Origin of the sequence: Amycolatopsis sp. 2-15, assembly GCF_030285625.1 — a bacterium.
In the GTDB taxonomy this organism is placed as follows: domain Bacteria; phylum Actinomycetota; class Actinomycetes; order Mycobacteriales; family Pseudonocardiaceae; genus Amycolatopsis; species Amycolatopsis carbonis.
The window spans coordinates 2,638,078-2,657,624 of the sequence record NZ_CP127294.1; the positions used below are offsets into that span (position 1 = coordinate 2,638,078).

A 19,547-nucleotide genomic window follows, 5' to 3' on the forward strand; every position below is an offset into this window, starting at 1 on the left:
CCGGGCGATTCCGGACCCGCGCGTCAGGTGAAGATCTGCTCCGGTTCCACGACCGTGCACTCCAGGCCGTGCTCACCCGCCGGCTCGCCGAGGAGCAAGGCGGCCTCGGCCTGGGGGACGTCGGTGACGCGGACCGGGTGGCCGTCGACGAGGAGCGGGTAGCGGACGGCCGATGCCCCGACGTAGGCGTGGACACCCTCGACACGCGTGCCATGGGAGGTCTTGACGGTGTAGTTGTCCAGGTGGGCCAGGTGGTAGCGGGTGCCGCGGCCTTCGCAGACGTCGAGGATCGCGCGCTGCTCCGGCGTGACGAACCAGAGGAAGTGGTGCTCGACGCCCGGCAGCGAGGTGAGGGTGGCGGGGCGTTGGTCGTCGACCTTGCGCAGGCCCGAGGCCCACACCGCGGCCAGCCCGGTGCAGCGCGCGCGGGCGGCCACGACGGGACCGGTCAGGCCGAGCTCGTCACGCAGCCAGGTGATCTTCGACGGGCACGCGTTGGACCCGTACGCCAAGACGGGCAGCCGGTCGCGCCAGCCGGGTGGGGCGGTGTCCAGGGAGTGGCCGGCGCCGTCGAAGTGGACGAACGACGTACCCGGCCGCGCCCCGGGGTAGGGGACGGCCGGGTAGTCGGCGTCGGTGAAGAGCCTCAGAACTCGACCACGCTGCGCAGGACGTCGCCGTGGTGCATGCGCTCGAAGGCCTGCTCCACGTCGCCGACGCCGATGCGCTCGGTCACGAACTTGTCCAGCGGCAGCCGGCCCTGCAGGTAGAGGTCGACGAGCATGGGGAAGTCGCGCGAGGGCAGGCAGTCGCCGTACCAGGACGACTTCAGCGAGCCGCCGCGGCCGAAGAAGTCGATGAGCGGCAGGTCGTTCAGCCGCATGTCCGGCGTCGGCACGCCGACCAGCACGACGGTGCCCGCGAGGTCACGGCCGTAGAACGCCTGCTTCCACGTCTCGGGCCGGCCGACGGCGTCGATGACCACGTCGGGGCCGAACGAGTGCGTGGCGTCCTGCATGGCCGCCACCACCGCGTCCTGGCTGAGGCCCTTGCTGTTCACGGTGTGGGTGGCGCCGAAGCCCTTGGCCCACTCGAGCTTCCGGTCGTCGGTGTCGATGGCGATGATCGTGGTCGCGCCGGCCAGCTGCGCGCCCGCGATGGCCGCGTCGCCCACGCCGCCGCAACCGATCACGGCCACGGAGTCACCGCGCGTCACGGCGCCGGTGTTGATGGCCGCGCCGAGGCCCGCCATCACGCCGCAGCCGAGCAGGCCCGCCACCGCGGGTTCGGCCCGCTCGTCCACCTTCGTGCACTGTCCACTGTGGACCAGTGTCTTCTCGAGGAACGCCCCGATGCCCAGCGCGGGCGACAGCTTCGTGCCATCGGTGAGCGTCATCGGCTGCTCGGCGTTGAAGGTGGAGAAGCAGTACCACGGCTTCCCCCGCTTGCACGCCCGGCACGTGCCGCAGACCGCGCGCCAGTTGAGGATCACGTAGTCGCCGGGCGCGATGTCCGTGACCCCGGCGCCGACCTTGTCGACCCGGCCCGCGGCCTCGTGGCCGAGCAGGAACGGGAAGTCGTCGTTGATCCCGCCCTCGCGGTAGTGCAGGTCGGTGTGGCAGACCCCGCAGGCCTGCACCGACACGACCGCCTCGCCCGGACCCGGGTCCGGCACCACCACGGTCTCGAGCGCCACCGGCTCGCCCTTCGCGCGGGACACGATCCCCTGGACCTCGTACGGCATGCGCTCACCCTTTCCTGCACCGAAAGCTTGCCGGGGCAGCTAATCACGGAACATGCACACGTGGCCATACCACGATGCGTGGGTGTCGCGTCTCGAAAAGATCGCGGCTCAGGCCGGCGTCACGATGTACACCACGCCGCCGGGCCCGCTCGCCACGCTGCCGTCGGCCGTGTAGCGCTTCGTGCGCTGCCAGATCTTCTCGAACTGGTCGCGCTTGTACACGTTGCGGACGCGGGCGTCGGTGCTGGAGGCCGGGTCGTTGACGATCACGTCGCCGGCCTGGGTGAAGCCGACGACGACCATGATGTGGCCGGACGTGCCGTAGCCGGCGCCGTCGAGCTCGTCGGAGAGGAACGACTGCGAGGTGATCACCGGGATGCCGCGGGCGATGTAGCCCTCGAGCTCGTTGAGGTCGTGCAGGCGCGTGATGTGGCCGCGCAGGCCGAGGGAGGCTGCGTACGCGGTGTTGAACGGCCAGTTACCGGTGCCGTCGTAGGCGTAGTCGTAGGTGTTGCGCGCGGCGTAGACGACGGACGGGTCGACGTAGTCCGACGGGATCCAGCTCATCTGCTGCGCGGTCGGTTTCTTGCCCCAGTACTCGGCGACCATCTCGGTGGACGTCGGGCTGCACCAGGCCTCACCACCGCCACCGTACTGCGGGAACTGTCCTTTGTGGATGTTCTGCGCGTACGCCGGCACCTTCAGCTCGATGCCCCGCGCGCGGCCCGGCTTGGTGGTCGGCACGTCGAAGCGGTCCGGAACGTTCGAGGTCACGGCGCCGAGCGTCGACACCGTCGGCGTCACCCGCGTGCCCGCGTCGCGGTAGAGGCTCACGCGCAGCTGATACGAGCGCAGCGTGACACCCGTCTTCGTGGCCAGCGTGTCGACGTCCACCGACGCGTTGTCGTCACTCTGGCCGTCGACGCTCGTGCGCTGGATGTCGGCGTCGCCGCTGGCCCAGCGGCCCATCACGTACCAGGTGGTCTCGACGCCCGCCGACGTACGGCCCTTCGCCTCGACCTCCAGCCACGTCTTCGCCGGCGTCTGCGCGTTCCACGAGGCGATGAGCTGCGTCGCGTCGAACCCCTGCCGGAACACCGGCGACGTCCACGAGCCGTACTCGTAGGTCTTCGTCGTCCCCAGCCCCGGCTCGCTGTGCTCGACGGTCCCCTCGGGCCGCGTGATGCGCAGCCCGTCGCGACCCAGCGCCAGCCCGTCGAGGCGGCCAGCGTAGAACGTCCCGCCGGACCACTCGTGGTAGTTGATCGCCTCGTCGTTCGCCGGATGCGCCGGCGCCGCGTCGGCGACCTGCGTCGCTCCTGCCGTCACCATGGCGATCGACAATAGCGTGATCAAGCTCCGCACCCGCATGCCGTGCTCCGTCCCCGAGACCCCAGTGATAGCGAGAGATTTTCGCCGGTTGGGGCGGGTTCGTAAAGGGCCGACCAGGGCAAGACTGCGAAATCGCTGGCGGCCGCTGGAACGATGAGGACGTGCTGAATTCGTTCACCGAGCTGTGGTCACCCGCGCCGGCCGCTGCCGTCGACTGGCTGCGCGAGCTGTCCGGCGAAGACGGCCTGACCGGATTCATGCCGCCGGCGATGCCGGACGCCGCGTGGGTGCTCAATGCCATCTATGAGCACGAGGGAGGCCCCGCGGGCATCACCTATCACGAACACCACCAGGCGCAGATCGCCGAAGGCGTCGTCGAACCGCACGTCATCGGCGACCTCGACCTCGACGCCGTCTCGGTGACCACGGGCGGCGGGCTGGGCCGTGCGGAGCATCCGGGACCCGGCTGGAGGCGGCTGCGCTGGGCGGAACTCGCCGAACGCGTCGGCGATCCGATCGTGCCGGAAGGGCTGTTGCCCTGTTTCCGGTGTTTCCCCTCGGCCAAGAAAGATCACAGCTGGCCCCTCGGCATCATTCCGCCCACCGAGGGCAGCCTGGACCGCGAGACCTGGACCAGGCTGATCGGCCTCCTCGCCGAACACAGCGGTCCCGACACCCCGTGTGTTGCCTTCTTCGGCCCGGCGACTCGCGGGTTCGAGGACTACGAAACCGTCCGGGTACTCACCGGACGCCTCGGCGACGCCGCGATCCTCTACAACGACCCCGAGACCCACTTCACCCCGTCCAACCTCTGGGCCGAGGACCGCTCGTGGTGCTTCTGCACCGGCTACGACCTCTGGGGTACCAAAGTCGCCGGTTCGCCAGAGCTGATCGGAGCACTGCTCGACGACACCCAGATCGAAGCCATCCGCCTCTCCTGGGCCGCTTAGAGCACTGCCTGCGTCTGGGTCACCTTCGCGACCAGCTTCCCCTCGTCGTCGTGGATTTCCGTCTCGACGACGATCACTCGGCGGCCTGCGTGCAACGGCCGGGACGACGCGACCGCGTGCCCAGAACGGACGGCGCGCAGGAAGTTGGTCTTCGACTCCAGGGTGGTGGTGCCCGAAGCGCCCGAAGGGAGGTTGAGGAAAGCGCAGACGGCACCCGCCGCGTCCGCCAGCGACATCAAAACGCCGCCGTGCAGGGCGCCGCCGAGGGTGCACAGCGAGGGGTCCCACGCGAGGCGGGCGCGGACGAGATCCGGGGCGTGCGAAAGTGCCTCGATGCCCAGCCGCTCGGCGAACGGCATGGTCTGGAACGGCTCGGTCATGCCGGAAAGTCAACCGCGGCCAGGTGCGCGGCGTCGATTACCCGCGAGGTAATCAACCGAGCGGGTTGGTGAGCAGCAGCTCCGTGTTGTGGTCGCCGTCCGAGCCGACGCGGCCCAGGTCCACGTGGATGTCGTTGTACGACAGCTCGCGGTACAGCGAGGCCAGTGCCTCGGGGGTGCGCGCGGAGTAGTCCACGGCGTACGGCGCGGAAGCCTCGATGAGCGTGGTGAAAACCGACAGGGTGCCGTCGCCGTTGTCGGCCAGCTCCAGGATGCGCGCGTGCTGCGGGAAGTCGACGTGGGAGGCGGTGTTGATCTCCCAGAAGCTCTGCGCGGGCGTCTTGCCGACGTGCGGGGTGATCTTGTTGAGGTGCGTGTGGCCGTTGACCCACGCCACCACGTTCGGGAAGCGGTTGAGCAGCCCCACGAACGTGTCGCCGTTCAGGCGCGGCTCCAGCAGGTGGCGCGAGTCGGGCAGGAGGTTGCCCATGGTGTCGCTCGTGTGGTGGCTGAACAGCACGAACAGCTCGTCGGTCACCGACTGCTTCACCTTGCGCCCGAAGAAGTCGTAGTACGTCGAGGAGTTGCGCTTGAGCGTCGACTCCACCCAGTTGAACTGGCCGAGCCCGATCGAGCCGTCGGCGAAACCGCCCAGCGTCGTGGTGTCAAGGCTGATGCCGGTGACGCCGGGCGCGATGCGGAACGTGTAGTAGACGTTGCGGCCGTCGGCGTTGTTCGCCGAGAAGCCGTGGCCGACCGGGCCGGGGCCGGTGTTGCCGGCTTCCAGGTGCGCGGTCACGAACTCCGCCGTGGTGAACGGGCGCCGGCGCGCGTCGGGCGTGACCTCGCGGATCGTGCCGGTGCCGCCGAACAGCTCGACCAGCGGCACGCTCTTGCCGCTGTTGATGGCCGCGCCGAGCTTCTTCGCCGTGCTCTCGTCCTTGCCGATCACCTTGTACCGGCTCGTGTACCAGTTCTCGATGCCCGGGATGCCTTCCGGCAGCGTGCCGACCACGCTGTCGTCGTGGTTGCCGAACGTGCAGAACCACGGCACGTCCAGCCCCGGCGCGGTGAACGGCGCGATGCCCGCTTCGAGCAGGCCCGGCAGCTGCGGGAACCCCTTCTTCGAGTAGTCGTCGGCGAGCGGGGTCGACGGGTTCCAGAACACGTCGTTGCCCGACGCCTGCACGCCCTCGTACCGGCTGGGGTCACCGGAGTTCGGGGTGATCGCGCCGCCGTTGAGGCTGGTCAGGAACCAGTCGAGCTCCAACAGCTCGTGGTTGTCGGTGTTGTCGCCGGTGGTCACGAGGAAGTCGAACGGCCGGCCGGTGAACGGTCCCTTCGCGACGCTGTTCACCCGCTGCACCAGCGCGCTCGTCGCGGCCGTGCCGAGGGCTTCCTGCGGCCGGTGCGCCGAGCTGACGTACGGGTGCAGGTACTCGAACCGCGCCGGCGACTCGGTGTCGGTGCTGTGCAGGTCGGTGAACTGCACGAACGCGCCCAGCGCCGCGCGGCGGTCGTCGCGGCCGTCCTTCGGGCGGTGAGGTCGCCGCGGACGACGAGCGGCCAGCCGGGGCCGCCGGTGAGCCGGGAGTAGGTGGCCGTGCCGGGGGAGACGGCGGTGGCGACCTGTTCCAGCGTCGTGCCGGTGGTGCTGACGGTGCGCGAGGCCGTGCGCTTGAGTGCCCGGTCCAGCGCGTTGGCGGTCGGGGTGCACAGCAGCAACCCCACGCCAGCGGCACCTGCCGCGGTGAACGTCCGCCTGGTCAGCTGGGCCACCTTCGCTCCCCGGTGTCGGCTGCCCAGCACGCTGCCGGACGGCGGTGGACCCCCGGTGAACGCAACATGAATCTCGCTCACATTCACCGTGACAGTGCGGCTGACTCTGTCACAGGCACCGCGGTTCGGCTACCCGACGAAGGTGGGTTCAGCAGCGGAACTTCAGCAGTAGAACGCGCACGACGTGCTCGTCGCCGCGATCGCCACGAAGAACAGCACCAGGAAGATCACCGCCGGGATCGCGGCGATGATCCCGCACACGAGCCCGGCGATCCCCATGCCCTGACCCGTGTACCCGGGCTTCTGCGCCTGCACCATGCCAGCCCACGACAGGCCGATCGCCGTGAACGCCGCGATGACGTCCCAGAACGGCACCCAGAACGTGATCAGCGCGAGGATCCCGATGATCATCCCCGCGATCGCCATACCGCTCGTCCGCAGCGGCACGTAGCCGGGGAACGGCCCGTACGGCATGGGCTGCGATCCCGAATACGGCGTCGGGTACGGCCCCGAATACGGCGCGGAATACGGCACGGGCAGCGGCGCCGAGGGCTGCTGCGGGGGCTGCTGGGGTGCCGGATAACCGTCGGCGCCGTAGTACTGACCCTCTTGGCGGGGCTGCTGCTGGTACGGATCAGTCATCGGGCGCTCCAGTTTTCGGACGTCGGGTACAAAGAGCTTATGGGGGAGGCGGTGGTCGTCGGGGGCGGAATCGGCGGATTGACCACCGCGATCGGGTTGCACCGGATCGGGTGGCGCGTCACGGTGCTCGACCGCGCGACCCGCCGGAGCGACGACGGAGCGGGGATCTCGAGTTCGGGTGCATGCGGCTGGTCGGCGGGCGCGTCGCTCCAGCACGACCCGGCCACTGCGTCGAGCCGCTACGACGAGGCTCGCCTTCCGCGCACCCACGCGATCGCGAAGGCCGCGCGCCAGGCCGCCCGGATGTCACTGCAGCTACGGGCGCTGCGCGACGCGCCCTGCCACGGCTCAGCCCTTCAGCCCCGACTCCGTGACCCCGCGCACGAGGTAGCGCTGCAGGAACGCGAACAGCAGCACGATCGGCAGGATCGACACCGCCGCGGCGAGGAAGAGCAGGTTCAGCTGCGGGTTCTGCGAGGTCAGCAGCCCGGACAGCGCTACCTGAACCGTCCACGAGTCCGGTGACTGCGCGATGATCAGCGGCCACAGAAACGCGTTCCAGCTGCCGATCACCGAGATCACGGCGATCGCGGCGAAGAAGCCACGCGAGTTCGGCACCACGATGCGCCTGAACACACCCCAGCGCGTGAGCCCGTCGACGCGGCCGGCTTCCTCCAGCTCACGCGGGAAGTCCAGGAAGTACTGGCGGAACAGGAACACGCTGAACGCGCTGAACAGCCCCGGGATCACCAGGCCGCGCAGGTCCGAGAGCCAGCCCAGCGTGGACACCACGACGAAGCTCGGCACGAACGTGACCGACGTCGGGATCATCAGTGTCGCGAGCACCGCGTAGAAGACGGTTTTCGAGTGGCGGTAAGGGATCCGTGCGAACCCGTAGCCGGCGAGCGAACAGATCACCAGCAGTCCCAGCGTCTGCAGCGTCGCCACGACCGCCGAGTTCAGCAGGCTGCGCGCGAACGGCACGTCCTCCAGCGAGAACAACCGCGAGAAGTTCTCCCAGTGCACCTGCCGCGGCCACAGCGTCCAATCGGGAGCGGTGATCTCCGCGCGCGAGGCGAGCCCGTTGCGCAGCAGCAGGTAGAACGGCAGCAGGAACAGCACCGCGGCCACGATCAGCGCCGTCCAGCGCAGCGCGGCCTTCACGACAGCGCTGTTCATGAGAGGGCACCACGGTCGAAGCGGAAGAGCCGGCCCTGCGCCAATGTCACGAGCGCGATGAGCAACGCCAGCAGCACCGCGCCCGCGCTGCCGCGGCCGAGGTCCTGGCCGCCCGAGCCCAGCGACGTGTAGTAGAGGTACACCAGCGGCGGTCGCGCGAACGGCGGATAACCGCGGGAGTCGCCCATGATGTTGTAGAACTCGTCGAACGCCTGGTAGGCGTTGATCAGGTTCAGCAGCAGCACAGCCACGGACGTCGCCCGCAGCTGCGGCAGCGTGATGTGGCGGAAGACCTGCCAGGCCGGCTTCGCGCCGTCGAGCCACGCGGCTTCGTAGAGCCGGCCCGGGATCCGTTGCAGCGCGGCGAGGAACAGGATCATGTAGAAGCCCAGCTGCAGCCACAGCCGCGCGGTCACCAGCACGATCCAGTACAGCGGCGGGTCGACCGTGCCCGTCCACGCCACCGGGTCGGCGCCGAACAGGCCCAGCACGGTGTTCGCCAGGCCGTAGCGGACGCCGGAGAACAGCGACGTCTTCCAGATGAGCGAAGCCACCACGTACGAGCAAGCGAACGGCAGGAAGAACACCGAGCGGAAGAACGCGCGCGCGAACCTCAGCTGGTGCACGCCCGCCGCGAGCGCGAGCGACAGCACGAACGTGAGTGGCACGATCGCCAGCGCGAACACGCTGAACGTGCCGAGACTCGCCAGGAACGGCCCGTCGGTGAGCATGTGCGCGTAGTTGTCCAGCCCCACGAACACACTCGGCGTCACGGTGTTGCGCGCGTCGAAGAACGACAGGTACACACTCCAGCCGATCGGCAGGTACGCGAACACGGCGAGCCCGATCAGGAACGGGCCGACGAACCCCCAGAACGCCAGCGTCTCCCGGGTCTTCCGGGACAGCTTCATCCGAACAGGCGCTTCAGCTCGGACTGCGCGACCGTCACCGCCGCCTTGGTCTGAGCCACCGGGTCGGCGCCCTCCTTGGCGATCTTCGCGACGGCGTCGGACAGCGCGGTGTTCGCCTGCTGGGTCCACACGGGACCGCCGACGAGGTGGCTGTTCTCCTTCACGAACCGCGCGACGTCGGCGGCCGGGCCCGAGCGCAGCGTGTCGGCCTTGTCGATGAGGCTCTGGCGCGCGGGCAAGTGGAAGCCGAAGCGCGTGGCGAACTCCAGCTGGTCGGTCGTCTGGTCGATCCACAGCCACTTCACGAACGCCTTGGCCTCGGCCACGTGCTTGCTCTTCGCGTTCACCATCGCGCCGTACGCGCCCACCGGCACCGAAGGCGCGCCGCTGTTGTCGAGCTTGGGGAAAGGGAGCACGGCGAAGTCATCGTTGAACGCGTCGCGGATCTTCGGCATGTTCCACAGCCCGGTCCACTGCATCGCGCACAGGCCGTCGATGAACGCGCCCGCGTCGGACCAGTCGGTGGGCGCGCCGAGCAGCAAGGAACTGTTCGCGTTCAACGTGCGCAGCTTGCCCAGCGCGGTGGCCGCACGCGGGTCGTCGAAGCCGACCTCGCGGCCGCCGGGCTTGAGGTAGTCGAGCCCGGCTGACCACAGCAGCGGGCCGGTCAGCGTGGCGACGCCGCCGTCGTTGCCCGCGAACAGGCCCTTCACGCCGTCGCGCGAGAGCTTGCCGGCGGCGTCGATGAGCTCGTCGACGGTCTGCGGCGGCTGCACGCCGGCGGCCTGCAGCAGGCTCGGGCGGTAGAAGAGCACCTGCGTGTCGGTGGCCTGCGGGATGCCGTAGACCTTGCCCTCCACGGTCTGCGCGGCCAGCACGGCGGGGCTGAAGTCGTTCTTCACCGGGCCGATGAGGTCATCGAGCGCCACGACCTGGTTCTGGCGCACCCAGTCGATCTTCACCTGCGCCTCGAACACGTCGGGCACGGCGCTGTTCTGCAGCGCGGTCACGATCTTCGAGTCGTAGTCACCCGGGTTCCACTGCACCTTCACGGTCGCGCCCGGGTACGAGGCCGCGTAGCCGCGCACGGCGTCCTGCACGCCGTCCTCGCCGTACGCGTGGTACCACTGCTGCAGCGGCACCTTCGCGGCCGGTTTCGACGGCGGCGGCCCCGCCGACATCGCCGTGGACGGCGGCGGGTCGCCCAGGCGCCCGGTGTTCGAACCGCACGCGGCCGCGACCGCGCCCACTGCCGCCGTTCCCGCGAGGGTGAGGAACGACCTCCTGCTGCGTGACTGCATCCCCGTACTTCCTCCGACGCGCTCCGACGCCTGCCTTGAGAGCGTCAGACTCCCTCAAGACAGGCGCCGGATGATTCACGACTCGCCGGAGAATTACCCGTTAGAGCTGTGAGATGTCGAGCTTTCCCTCCGAGTAGGACGCGCGGATCCGCTTCTTGTCGAACTTGCCGACGCTGGTCTTGGGCACTTCCTCCACGAAGGTCCAGTTCTCCGGCAGCTGCCATTTCGCGACCTTGTCGGTCAGGTAGTCGCGCAGCTCTTCGGCCGTCACGCTCTGGCCTTCCTTCACCACGACGGCCACCAGCGGGCGCTCGTCCCACTTCTCGTCGGGGATGCCGACCACGGCGGCCTCGGCGACGGCCGGGTGGCCCATCACCTGGTTTTCCAGGTCGACCGAGGAGATCCACTCGCCGCCGGACTTGATCACGTCCTTGGCTCGGTCGGTGAGGGTGAGGAAGCCGTCGGGGCTGATCTTGCCGACGTCACCCGTGCGCAGCCAGCCGTTGTGGAACTTGTCCGGGTCGATGGCGTCGCCGCCGTAGTAGGCGCCGGCGATCCACGGGCCCTGCACCTCGAGCTCGCCCACGGCTTCGTTGTCCCACGGCAGTTCCTCGCCGTTGTCACCGATCAGTCGCGCGGCCACCGACGCCGGGAACCGGCCCTGCGTGTAGCGGTAGGCCCAGCGCTCCTCGCCGGTCGCGCTGCCCGGCGGGCGCGCGACGCTGCCCAGCGGCGACGTCTCGGTCATGCCCCACGCGTGCAGGATCGGCACGTCGTAGCGCTCCTCGAACGCGTGCATCAGCGAAGGCGGCGCGGCCGACCCGCCGACCACGACCTCGCGCACGTGGGAGATGTCCTGCGGGTTCGCGTCGAGGTGGGCGAGCAGGCCCTGCCAGATCGTGGGCACGGCTGCCGCGAAGGTCGGCTTCTCGGCCGCCAGCATCGCCGAGATCGGGGCCGGCTGCAGGAAGCGGTCGGGCATGAGCAGCGACGCGCCGACCATCATCGCGGCGTATGGCAGGCCCCACGACATCGCGTGGAACATCGGCACGATCGCCAGCGCGGTGTCTTCCTGGGCCAGGCCCATGCTGTCGGTCATGCAGACCTGCATCGAGTGCAGCCAGATCGAGCGGTGCGAGTAGACGACACCCTTCGGGTCGCCTGTGGTGCCGGACGTGTAGCACATCGCGGCGGCCGAACGCTCGTCGATCTCGGGCCAGTCGAACTCGCTCGGCTGGGCCGCGAGCAGCTCGTCGTAGGCGTGCACGGTGATGCCCTCGGGCGCCTCCAGTGCCGAGACGTCGCCGTTGGCCACGATCACGTGCTTGACCGTGGTGAGCTGCGGCAGCTGCTTGGCCAGCAGCGGCACCAGCGTGCCGTCGACGATCACCACGTGGTCCTCGGCGTGGTTCGCGACGAAGGTGAGCTGCTCGGGGAACAGGCGGATGTTCAGGGTGTGCAGCACCGCGCCCATGGCCGGCACGGCGAGGTAGGCGGCCAGGTGCTCCGCGTTGTTCCACATGAACGTGCCGACGCGCTGGTCGCCCGTCACGCCGAGGCTACGCAGCGCATTGGCCAGGCGGGCGGCGTGCTGCCCGAGCTCGGCGTAGGTCTCCCGGCGGGCTTCTGAACCGGTCCAGGTGATGACTTCGCTGCGCGCGTGAACCTTCGTGCCGTGGCGCAGCAGCTTCGCCAGCGAAAGCTGCCCGTCCTGCATCGTGCTCAACATGGGTGACTCCCGTGGTGCTCGTTCGCCGGTGAACTGGGGTGCCGCCGACTCTAACGGCGGACGGGGCGCCGGGGCATGGTCAACTCGGGCAACCGTTCGGTCACGGCCATCCCCGTATCGGGTGGCGGCCTCCTGTGTCCATGATCAACTTAATACCGGACTTTTCCTTGCGGGACAACAAAAAATGGCGTCGTAACCGTCTCGAGATAGAGCCTCATTCGGGTGAGGTAATGGTGTCGAAAACGAGGGACGTCTGACGTTTCCGCAGGCCGCGAGGGGTCATCTCGTGACTTGCCCACCGGGTGGTCGGAGGGTGATAAGTGCGTGTCGGTTGCGCGCTCTTCGGGGGTGTGGCGTTTACTGGGGCCGTGGTAAGAGACGGCTGGCCAGCGCTTGCGCTTGCAAGCATCGGAGAAAAGCCGTCGGCCGCGTAAGCGGAGACCTGAGAGGAAAGGACACTACGTTGGCTCTGCCCACGTTGACTCCGGAGCAGCGCGCCGACGCCCTCGCCAAGGCGGCAGAGGCGCGTAAGGCGCGTTCGGAGCTGCTCGCGTCGATCAAGTCCGGCACCACGAGCATCGAGAAGGTGCTCAAGCAGGCCAAGGAGAACAAGACCATCGGGAAGACGAAGGTCACCCAGCTGCTCAAGGCCGTCCCCGGCCTGGGCGCGGTCAAGGTCGCCGCGCTGCTCGAGCAGGCGGGGATCGACCCCGACCGCCGGGCCGCAGGCCTCGGCGAGCGCCAGCGCGAAGCTCTCATCGACGCGCTGAAGTAAGGACCCCGGTCTCCCGCGGGGAAAGTGCGCCGAAGGTGTTCTTCTGGCAACACTTTCCCCGCGGAGCTCCCGGATCCTGGGACGCTGGAGCGGTGACGACCAGTACCGCACCGGCGACCCCGGTCGAGACAACCGTCCGCTACCAGCGCGGCGACTTCCTGTTCGCGACGGCCCGGCGAGCACTTCTCGCCCAGGGTTCGGTCGCTGCCGTGACCGACACCGATCCACGGCGGCTGGCCCGGACCGTGGCCGAAGAGCTGACCGGCTCGGGCGTGCCGCTCGCGGTCGGGACGCTGCCGTTCGACACCGGCCCGGACACGACCACGCCGGGTCACCTCGTCCTGCCGCGCACCGTGCACCGGGCGCAGGCGGAGGCCTCGACCGGCGCCGCGCCGGCTGCCGAAGACCTGCCCGCCCCGACGCTCACCCGTGAGGTGCCGTCCGAGGAGGGCCACAAGGCCAACGTGCGGGCCGCCGTGGCGGCCCTGCGTGACCGTGGCCTGCGCAAAGCCGTGCTCGCCCGGGCTCTGGAGCTCGAGTTCTCGTCGTCGGTGCCGGTCGAGAAGATCGTGCGCAACCTGGCCCGCGGCAACCCGCGCCACTTCACGTACGCCGCTGAGCTGCCCGGCGGGCGCACGCTTGTGGGCGCCACGCCCGAGCTGCTGCTCTCCCGCGCCGGCGACTCCGTGTTCACGACCCCGCACGCCGGGTCCATGCCGCGCTCGGCGGATCCCGTCGCGGACCGCGCCAACGGCGAGGCCCTCCTGGCGTCCGCGAAGGACCAGGAAGAGCACGCCGTGGTGATCGACTACGTCGTGGAGGCCCTGCGGCCGTTCTGCCGCAAGCTCGACGTGCCGCCGGCCCCGGAGCTCGTGTCGACGCCCGCCATCTGGCACCTGCGCACCGCCATCACCGGCGAGCTCGTCGACCGTTCCGTCACCGCCCTCGACCTCGCCGCGGCCCTGCACCCGACGCCCGCCATCTGCGGCACCCCGACCGCCGCCGCGCGCGACCTGGTCCAGGAGCTGGAGCCCTTCGACCGCGGCTACTACGCCGGCAGCGTCGGCTGGGTCGACGCGGCCGGCGACGGCGAGTGGGCCGTGGCGATCCGCTGCGCGGAGGTGGCGGACACGTCGATGCGGCTGTACGCGGGCGGCGGGATTGTGCCGGCGTCGGACCCGCAGGCGGAGTTCGACGAGACGATCGCGAAGTTCCGCACGCTGCTCGGCGCGATGGGCCTGGTCTAGCCGAACGCCCTCCTGCTTCGCCGTCTCGCGCCGGCTCCGCCTGACCCGGACTGCGGGAAGCACCCCAATGCGGCATTGGTTGCGTTGAACGCACCGAACGCCACATTGGGTGCGTTGAACGCACCGAACGCCACATTGGGGTGCTCGGGGCCGTCAGGGGAGCCAGTGCTCCTCGGTGACCTCCAGCGCCTCCGTGGTGAGGGCCGCGACAGCCGCGCGGTGGCCCTCGGTCGCTTTGAGGTCGGCGAGGCGGGTGCGGGCCGGGTCCAGCGCCGGGTCGCCTGAGGAGACCAGCTCGGCGGGGGCGTCGTAGGGCGAGAACGTGATGCTTTGCAGCGGGATCTTCAGGCCCTTGCCGGTGGCCTTCATGACGGCCTCCTTGCGGGTCCAGTAGACGAAGAAGGCGGCGGACCGCGAGGCCTCGGGCAACCCCGCCACGGCCTGCTGCTCGGCCGGGCTCAGCGCGTACTCGATGAGCGACCGGTCGGCCCGGCGCGAAGAGGTCTCGACGTCCAGCCCCACCGGCACGCCGTCGGTGGCCGCGACCCCGATGAGCTGGCCCGAGTGCGAAATGGACAGCGTGAGGTCCGAGCCGGGCACGCGGGGCCGGCCGTGGGGCTTGCCGCAGTCCTCGCAGGTGGCGTCGAAGACCACGGACTCCACGGACACGCCCAGGCGCGCCGCAGTCAGCGTCTTCGCCAGCACGCGGCCGGTCAGGAAACGGCGCTTGTCCAGCTCCAGTCGGTAGGCCTCGAAGCGGCCGCGCTCGAGCTCGTCGAGCAACCGCAGGAAGCGGTCTTCCACCGCCAGCGGTTCCGACCACCGGACCACGATTTGCGTCACCTGGCACCCTCCTCGTCCACCCTCGATCTTCCCGGCGCCGAGGCGTGTTGTCACGGTAACCGGCCGGGTGCTGGGGGGACCCCAAGACGACGCGGTACCCTCGGCTAAGCAAGCGCTTAGCCGGACGGCTTGGAAAGGGACGACCCGATGGATTTCACCCTGAGCACCGAAGAACGCGAAGTGCGCGACTGGGTGCGCACGTTCGTCCAGCGCGAGCTCGTGCCGCGTGAGCAGGAGGTGCTCCGCCGCGAACGCGCCGGCCAGCCGGGGGTCACGGCCGACGAGCTGAAGGAACTCCAGCTCAAGGCCAAGGAATCCGGGTTCTGGGGCGTGCTCACGCCGGAGGAGTACGGCGGCATGGGGCTGTCGGCCGTGATGGCCGCGCTGCTGGAGGCCGAGCTCGGCCGCACCTTCGTGCCGTTCCGCTTCGGCGGCGCCGCGGACAACATTCTGTTCCACGCCAACGAGGAGCAGAAGCAGACCTACCTGCTGCCGACGATCTCCGGCGAGCGCAAGTCGTGCTTCGCCATCACCGAACCCGGCGCCGGCTCCGACGCGAAGGCTATCCGCACCACCGCGCGCAAGGACGGCTCCGACTGGATCATCAACGGTGAGAAGACCTTCATCACCGGCGGCAACGAGGCCGACTTCGTGATGGTCTTCGCCATCACCGACCCGGAGAAGGGTGCGAACGGCGGCGTCACCTGCTTCCTCGTCGACCGCGAGATGGGCTGGAAGTCCGAGTACATCGACACGATGGGCGAGTGGGGCCCGGCGGCGCTGGTGTTCCAGGACGTGCGCGTACCCGAGTCGCAGATCCTCGGCGAAGAGGGCCGCGGCTTCGAGCTCGCGATGCAGTGGATCGGCCAGGGCCGCTACCTGCTGCCCGCCCGCGCGATCGGTTCGTGCGAGCGCCTGATCACCATGGCCATCGAGCACGCCAACACGCGTGAGACGTTCGGGCAGAAGATCGCCGAACGCCAGGCGATCCAGTGGATGATCGCCGACTCCGGCGTGGAGCTCGAAGCGTTGCGCTGGCTCGTGCTGCACGCCGCGTGGCAGGTGGACCAGAAGATGGACTCGCGCCACGCGCAGTCGATGGCGAAGCTCTACGGCGGCCAGAAGGCCAACGAGATCGTGGACCGCGTGCTGCAGATCCACGGCGGCATGGGCTACACGCGCGAGCTGCCGGTGGAGCGCTGGTACCGCGAGCTGCGGCTGCTGCGCATCTACGAGGGCACCGACGAGATCCAGCGCCGCACCATCGCGCGCAACCTCCTCAAGGGCCACGTGAAGGTCGGCGGCGCACTCGGCTGAGGCGGGTACAAGCCTTGTGAAAACGGCATGAAAACCGTGAAGGCCTCGTGGCGGGACGCGCGGTCCGGCCACGAGGCCGTCAATGGGTAAACGGTGTTCTCAGCTAATCACTTGCTGCTGTTGCGGAGGGCGATGGGGACGCCGGCCAGGTCCTCTTCGTTGCAGAGCACCTTGACGTCGTAGTAGGGCGACCCCTGGCGGTCGTCGTAGTCGAGGTGAATCGCCAGGACGTCGAGCGGTTCACCGAGCCACTCCTGAGCTTGACGCAACCACACGGCACAGCGCTCTAGTGCGGTCGGCAGATCGTCGTCGCGGAACTCGACCGGGCGGTAAGGCACATCCTGCACCTGGTCGCGGGGATTTGCTGGAGCGGGCAGGCTAGGTGCGAGACCCGAGTCGTCCAATTCCAGGTGGATCGTTTGCTCAGTCACCCTTCGAGCGTCCCCCACGTTCGCCCAATCAGCAAGGCGTAGGCCGCTAAAACCCCGGCTGAACAGGCATGTCCCACACCTGGGCGACCACTTCCAGGCACTGTCGCAGATCGGGAACGGCCACGGCGACGGGGTGGCCGAGGGCGCCCAGCGCCAGCTCCGCGTAGTGCGTGGCCAGGTCTTCGAGCGGCAACGGGCCCAGCGGCGAGTGCCAGCGCGCCACCCCGCTGCACATCTCCAGCAGTGCCAGGCGCGTCACAGCCGGGTGCGCGGTCTGGAACACGCCCGCGGCGACGCCGTCGGAGATCGCCTGCGCCCACAGGCTCTCGTATTCGTCCCGCAGAGCGACGACTCGCGTACGCGCGGCATCCGAAAGCGCGTCGACTTCGTTGTCCACCACGCGGGTTTCGGCGGGCCGCGCGGCGTGGGCGAGCACGTGCAGCGCGACGAGCGAACGCAGGCGCGCCACGGGATCGACCGCGCCCGCGGTGGCCTTGCCCGCCGCGTCGAGCAGGCGCCGCAACGCGGTGGTCATGATCTCGACGAGCAGGTCCTCCTTGGTACCCATGTAGTGGTACAGGCTCGCCGACGACAGCTCGGCCTCGCTCGCGAGGTCGCGGATGCCCGTGCCGTGGAAACCCTTGGCGGCGAACAGTTTCACGGCCGCCGCGCGTACGCGTTCCCCGCTGCTCACAGCCATGCCCCCGTGGTCCGGTCCCATGCGCCCGCGCGCAGATCCGCCACCTTCCGCAGCTCGCCCTTCGCGACGCGTTCGGACGGGGTGAGCGGCAGCTCGTCGGCGAACGTCCAGAAGCGCGGCACCTTGAAGTACGCGAGCTTCTCCGCGCAGAATTCGGCGAGCTCTTTGGGCGTCACCTCGCCGTCGCGGACGATGTAGGCCTTCACCTCTTCTCCGCGCAGCTCATCGGGCACCGCGAGCACGGCCGCCAGGCGCACGGCGGGATGCAGCAGCAGCGCGCGTTCCACTTCGTCGGCCGAGACGTTCTCGCCGCTGCGCCGGATCATGTCCTTGGTGCGGCCCACGAAGAACACGCGGCCCTCGGCGTCCATGCTCGCGAGGTCGCCCGTGTGGAACCAGCCGCCGGCGAACGCGCGCTCGGTGGCTTCCGGATCGTCGTGGTAGCCGTGCATCAGGCCGATGCCGCGGATGAGCAGCTCGCCGATTTTCCCGCGCGGCAGGGGTTTCCCGTGCTCGTCGGCGATCATCACCTCGCGGTCGCGGCTGGGCCGGCCGATGCAGCCGGTGCCCACGGCGACGTCGTGGTCCGCCTCCGGCACGCGGATGTCGCCGCCGGTCTCGGTCATGCCGAACGCCTCGTACCACGGCGCGCCCCACCGCTGTTCCAGCTCGGCGTGCAGCTCGCGCGGGATGGCCGACGCGCAGATCGCGCGTACGCGGTGGTTGCGGTCGTCTTCGTGCGGCGGCTGGCGGAGCAGGAGCGTCGGCATCAGACCGACGCAGTAGAACCACGTGACGCCGTGCTCGCGCACCTTGGCCCAGAACGTGGAGGGGTGGAAGCGGTCGAGCACCACGAGCGTCGCGCCGCCCGCCAGTCCCAACGCGACGTTCCACTGTGGATCGATGTAGTGGAACGGCTGGGCGGTCAGGAGGACGTCTTCTTCGCCCACGGAAGGGAAGTCCGTGGTGAGGCTGATCGCCAGCGTGGTCCAGTACCGGTGCGGCAGTACGCAGCCCTTCGGCGCACCGGTGGTGCCGGAGGTGTACTGGATGTTCACGGGCTGCTCGGCGACCACGTCCGTGGCCGGCCGGGGTTCGGCAGCGCGCAGGTCCGCCGGCGTCAGCACCCGCTCCACGGCGGTGTCCGGCGCGATCTTCTCCAGCAGCGCTACGAACTCCTCAGCCGCGACGGCAAACCGCGCGCCGGAGTGGCGTAGCACGTGGGCGCCGTCGAACTCGCGGTAGTTCGTGTTCACCGGCACCAGCACCGCGCCGAGCTTCGCCAGCGCGAGCCACAGCAGCGGGAACTCCGGCTGGTTGCGCAGCATCACGGCCACGCGGTCGCCAGGCCGCACGCCCAGCTCGTGCAACGCGGCGGCGAACCGGCCACTGCGCTCGTCGACGTCGGCGAAGGTGAACCGCTCGCCCGTCGCGTCGAAGACCCACGACGTGCGCTGCGGCCACAGCTGCGTGGCCCGGTCGAGCAGCGCCACAAGGGTGTCGGCCTGCTGCAGAGGCTTCACGCACGGCTCCGGAACGCCTCGGTGGACTCGCGCACGGCGGCCGAGTGCTCGGTGATCAGCGCGTGGCTGACCTCCAGCTCCAGGGCCGATTCCAGGGCGTGGTCGAGGCCGGAGTCGAGCGCCCGCTTGGCCATCGTGGCGGCCTCGGCGGGATGGTGCGCGATCTTCTCGGCCCAGCCCAGCGCCAGTGTCATGAGCTCGGCGGCCGGCACGGCGGCGTTGACCAGGCCCAGGTCGTGGGCGCGCAGGCCGTCGAAGCGCTCGCCGAGCAGCAGCAGCTCCTTGGCCCTCATCGGCCCGACGAGCAACGGCAGCAGGCGCGAGGCCGCGCCCGTCACGCTCAGCCCGAGCGAGACCTCGGGGAAGCCGAACACGGCGTCGTCGGCGGCCAGTACCAGGTCGCAGCCGAGTGCGAACTCCGCGCCGGCGCCGAGCGCGTAGCCGTGCACGGCGGCGATCACCGGCTGTGGCAGTGCGCGCAGCTTCCGCGTCACGTCCTGCAGCCGGTCCAGCCGCGCCCGAGAGTCGCCTTCCGGGGTCGGCTCCTTGAGGTCGTGGCCGGCGCAGAAGGCGCGGCCGTTGCCGGACAGCACGACCACGCGGGCAGTGCTGCGCGAGACGCCGTCCAGCGCGGTCAGGAAATCGTCCACCAGCACGGGCGCCACGGCGTTGAGCCGCTCGGGGCGGTTCAGCCGGATGTGGGCGATGCCGCCCTCGATGGCGAGGTCCACGGTGCTCATGGCAGCGAGCCTAGACGTTCGATC

Annotated in this window: 18 protein-coding genes and 2 pseudogenes; 5 read left to right on the plus strand and 15 right to left on the minus strand. The window is 69.7% G+C overall.

All coding sequences use genetic code 11. The features are described 5' to 3' along the window. Window positions 1-23: 23 nt before the first annotated feature. The 3 genes from QRX50_RS12855 to QRX50_RS12865 all read right to left on the minus strand — a co-directional run bounded on the left by QRX50_RS12855 (window position 24) and on the right by QRX50_RS12865 (window position 3,115). On the minus strand, window positions 24-650 hold the full coding sequence (locus QRX50_RS12855; protein ID WP_434533335.1) for a gamma-glutamylcyclotransferase: 627 nt from the start codon (window positions 648-650) through the stop codon (window positions 24-26). Continuing rightward, complete coding sequence (locus QRX50_RS12860; protein WP_285972164.1) at window positions 647-1,744, minus strand: S-(hydroxymethyl)mycothiol dehydrogenase; 1,098 nt, start codon at window positions 1,742-1,744, stop codon at window positions 647-649. The genes QRX50_RS12855 and QRX50_RS12860 overlap by 4 nt, the downstream gene beginning before the upstream one ends. Before the next feature lie 108 nt (window positions 1,745-1,852). Further along, window positions 1,853-3,115, minus strand: a complete 1,263-nt coding sequence (locus QRX50_RS12865; protein WP_285972165.1) for a C39 family peptidase — start codon at window positions 3,113-3,115, stop codon at window positions 1,853-1,855. Window positions 3,116-3,237: 122 nt separating this feature from the next. On the opposite strand from QRX50_RS12865, the gene QRX50_RS12870 reads away from it, so the two are divergent. Further along, a complete protein-coding gene (locus QRX50_RS12870; protein WP_285972166.1) occupies window positions 3,238-4,026 on the plus strand; it encodes a hypothetical protein in 789 nt (262 codons plus the stop codon). On the opposite strand, the gene QRX50_RS12875 is transcribed toward QRX50_RS12870, so the two are convergent. The 3 genes and pseudogenes from QRX50_RS12875 to QRX50_RS12885 all read right to left on the minus strand — a co-directional run bounded on the left by QRX50_RS12875 (window position 4,023) and on the right by QRX50_RS12885 (window position 6,827). Next, on the minus strand, window positions 4,023-4,406 hold the full coding sequence (locus QRX50_RS12875; protein ID WP_285972167.1) for a PaaI family thioesterase: 384 nt from the start codon (window positions 4,404-4,406) through the stop codon (window positions 4,023-4,025). The genes QRX50_RS12870 and QRX50_RS12875 overlap by 4 nt on opposite strands. Before the next feature lie 52 nt (window positions 4,407-4,458). Continuing rightward, window positions 4,459-6,185 (minus strand): annotated as a pseudogene (locus QRX50_RS12880) (TIGR03767 family metallophosphoesterase). A 162-nt stretch (window positions 6,186-6,347) separates the two neighbouring features. Then, the gene (locus QRX50_RS12885) at window positions 6,348-6,827 is read right to left on the minus strand and encodes a DUF4190 domain-containing protein (RefSeq protein ID WP_285972168.1); all 480 of its coding nucleotides are present in this window, start codon (window positions 6,825-6,827) and stop codon (window positions 6,348-6,350) included. A 39-nt stretch (window positions 6,828-6,866) separates the two neighbouring features. On the opposite strand from QRX50_RS12885, the pseudogene QRX50_RS12890 reads away from it, so the two are divergent. Next, window positions 6,867-7,256, plus strand: a pseudogene (locus tag QRX50_RS12890) (FAD-dependent oxidoreductase); the annotation flags it as partial. On the opposite strand, the gene QRX50_RS12895 reads toward QRX50_RS12890, so the two are convergent. The 4 genes from QRX50_RS12895 to QRX50_RS12910 form a co-directional block, all read right to left on the minus strand. Next, complete coding sequence (locus QRX50_RS12895) at window positions 7,176-8,006, minus strand: carbohydrate ABC transporter permease (protein ID WP_285972169.1); 831 nt, start codon at window positions 8,004-8,006, stop codon at window positions 7,176-7,178. The pseudogene QRX50_RS12890 and the gene QRX50_RS12895 sit on opposite strands and share 81 nt — an antisense overlap. Further along, window positions 8,003-8,917 (minus strand): carbohydrate ABC transporter permease, encoded by a 915-nt coding sequence (locus QRX50_RS12900; protein ID WP_285972170.1) that lies wholly within the window; start codon window positions 8,915-8,917, stop codon window positions 8,003-8,005. Before QRX50_RS12900 ends, QRX50_RS12895 begins: the two co-directional genes overlap by 4 nt. Beyond that, window positions 8,914-10,218 carry an ABC transporter substrate-binding protein gene (locus tag QRX50_RS12905; RefSeq protein ID WP_285972171.1) on the minus strand — a complete coding sequence of 435 codons (1,305 nt, stop codon included), beginning with the start codon at window positions 10,216-10,218 and terminating at the stop codon, window positions 8,914-8,916. The genes QRX50_RS12900 and QRX50_RS12905 overlap by 4 nt, the downstream gene beginning before the upstream one ends. Before the next feature lie 100 nt (window positions 10,219-10,318). Continuing rightward, window positions 10,319-11,947, minus strand: a complete 1,629-nt coding sequence (locus tag QRX50_RS12910) for a long-chain fatty acid--CoA ligase (RefSeq protein ID WP_285972172.1) — start codon at window positions 11,945-11,947, stop codon at window positions 10,319-10,321. Between the two features lie 463 nt (window positions 11,948-12,410). Between QRX50_RS12910 and mihF the strand changes: the two genes are divergently transcribed. Both mihF and QRX50_RS12920 read left to right on the plus strand, forming a co-directional pair. Continuing rightward, entirely contained in the window at window positions 12,411-12,722 is a 312-nt protein-coding gene (mihF, locus tag QRX50_RS12915; protein WP_220244543.1) for an integration host factor, actinobacterial type, read from the plus strand. 92 nt (window positions 12,723-12,814) lie between these two features. Then, the gene (locus tag QRX50_RS12920) at window positions 12,815-13,969 is read left to right on the plus strand and encodes an isochorismate synthase (RefSeq protein ID WP_285972173.1); all 1,155 of its coding nucleotides are present in this window, start codon (window positions 12,815-12,817) and stop codon (window positions 13,967-13,969) included. 153 nt (window positions 13,970-14,122) lie between these two features. Here QRX50_RS12920 and QRX50_RS12925 read toward each other — a convergent pair whose 3' ends face one another. Beyond that, on the minus strand, window positions 14,123-14,812 hold the full coding sequence (locus QRX50_RS12925) for a 4'-phosphopantetheinyl transferase family protein (RefSeq protein ID WP_285972174.1): 690 nt from the start codon (window positions 14,810-14,812) through the stop codon (window positions 14,123-14,125). A 147-nt stretch (window positions 14,813-14,959) separates the two neighbouring features. Here QRX50_RS12925 and QRX50_RS12930 point away from each other — a divergent pair, with 147 nt between their 5' ends. Next, entirely contained in the window at window positions 14,960-16,129 is a 1,170-nt protein-coding gene (locus tag QRX50_RS12930; protein WP_285972175.1) for an acyl-CoA dehydrogenase family protein, read from the plus strand. A 107-nt stretch (window positions 16,130-16,236) separates the two neighbouring features. Here QRX50_RS12930 and QRX50_RS12935 read toward each other — a convergent pair whose 3' ends face one another. The 4 genes from QRX50_RS12935 to QRX50_RS12950 are packed head-to-tail and all read right to left on the minus strand — an operon-like array spanning window position 16,237 to window position 19,523. Continuing rightward, window positions 16,237-16,560, minus strand: coding sequence for a hypothetical protein (locus tag QRX50_RS12935; protein ID WP_285972176.1), 324 nt, complete (start codon window positions 16,558-16,560; stop codon window positions 16,237-16,239). Between the two features lie 46 nt (window positions 16,561-16,606). Next, window positions 16,607-17,260: a TetR/AcrR family transcriptional regulator gene (locus tag QRX50_RS12940; RefSeq protein ID WP_434533266.1), complete on the minus strand. Its 654-nt coding sequence runs from the start codon at window positions 17,258-17,260 to the stop codon at window positions 16,607-16,609. Then, on the minus strand, window positions 17,251-18,783 hold the full coding sequence (locus tag QRX50_RS12945; RefSeq protein WP_285972177.1) for an ATP-dependent acyl-CoA ligase: 1,533 nt from the start codon (window positions 18,781-18,783) through the stop codon (window positions 17,251-17,253). Before QRX50_RS12945 ends, QRX50_RS12940 begins: the two co-directional genes overlap by 10 nt. Then, a complete protein-coding gene (locus tag QRX50_RS12950; protein ID WP_285972178.1) occupies window positions 18,780-19,523 on the minus strand; it encodes an enoyl-CoA hydratase/isomerase family protein in 744 nt (247 codons plus the stop codon). The genes QRX50_RS12945 and QRX50_RS12950 overlap by 4 nt, the downstream gene beginning before the upstream one ends. Window positions 19,524-19,547 lie beyond the last annotated feature (24 nt).

Bases quoted from the DNA above. Each gene is read 5' to 3' on its own strand.
- QRX50_RS12900 (WP_285972170.1), bottom strand. From the start codon at position 8,917: ATGAAGCTGTCCCGGAAGACCCGGGAGACGCTGGCGTTCTGGGGGTTC.
- QRX50_RS12950 (WP_285972178.1), bottom strand. From the start codon at position 19,523: ATGAGCACCGTGGACCTCGCCATCGAGGGCGGCATCGCCCACATCCGG.
- QRX50_RS12860 (WP_285972164.1), bottom strand. From the start codon at position 1,744: ATGCCGTACGAGGTCCAGGGGATCGTGTCCCGCGCGAAGGGCGAGCCG.
- QRX50_RS12895 (WP_285972169.1), bottom strand. From the start codon at position 8,006: ATGAACAGCGCTGTCGTGAAGGCCGCGCTGCGCTGGACGGCGCTGATC.
- QRX50_RS12930 (WP_285972175.1), top strand. From the start codon at position 14,960: ATGGATTTCACCCTGAGCACCGAAGAACGCGAAGTGCGCGACTGGGTG.
- QRX50_RS12910 (WP_285972172.1), bottom strand. From the start codon at position 11,947: ATGTTGAGCACGATGCAGGACGGGCAGCTTTCGCTGGCGAAGCTGCTG.
- QRX50_RS12940 (WP_434533266.1), bottom strand. From the start codon at position 17,260: ATGGCTGTGAGCAGCGGGGAACGCGTACGCGCGGCGGCCGTGAAACTG.
- QRX50_RS12865 (WP_285972165.1), bottom strand. From the start codon at position 3,115: ATGCGGGTGCGGAGCTTGATCACGCTATTGTCGATCGCCATGGTGACG.
- QRX50_RS12905 (WP_285972171.1), bottom strand. From the start codon at position 10,218: ATGCAGTCACGCAGCAGGAGGTCGTTCCTCACCCTCGCGGGAACGGCG.
- QRX50_RS12875 (WP_285972167.1), bottom strand. From the start codon at position 4,406: ATGACCGAGCCGTTCCAGACCATGCCGTTCGCCGAGCGGCTGGGCATC.
- QRX50_RS12885 (WP_285972168.1), bottom strand. From the start codon at position 6,827: ATGACTGATCCGTACCAGCAGCAGCCCCGCCAAGAGGGTCAGTACTAC.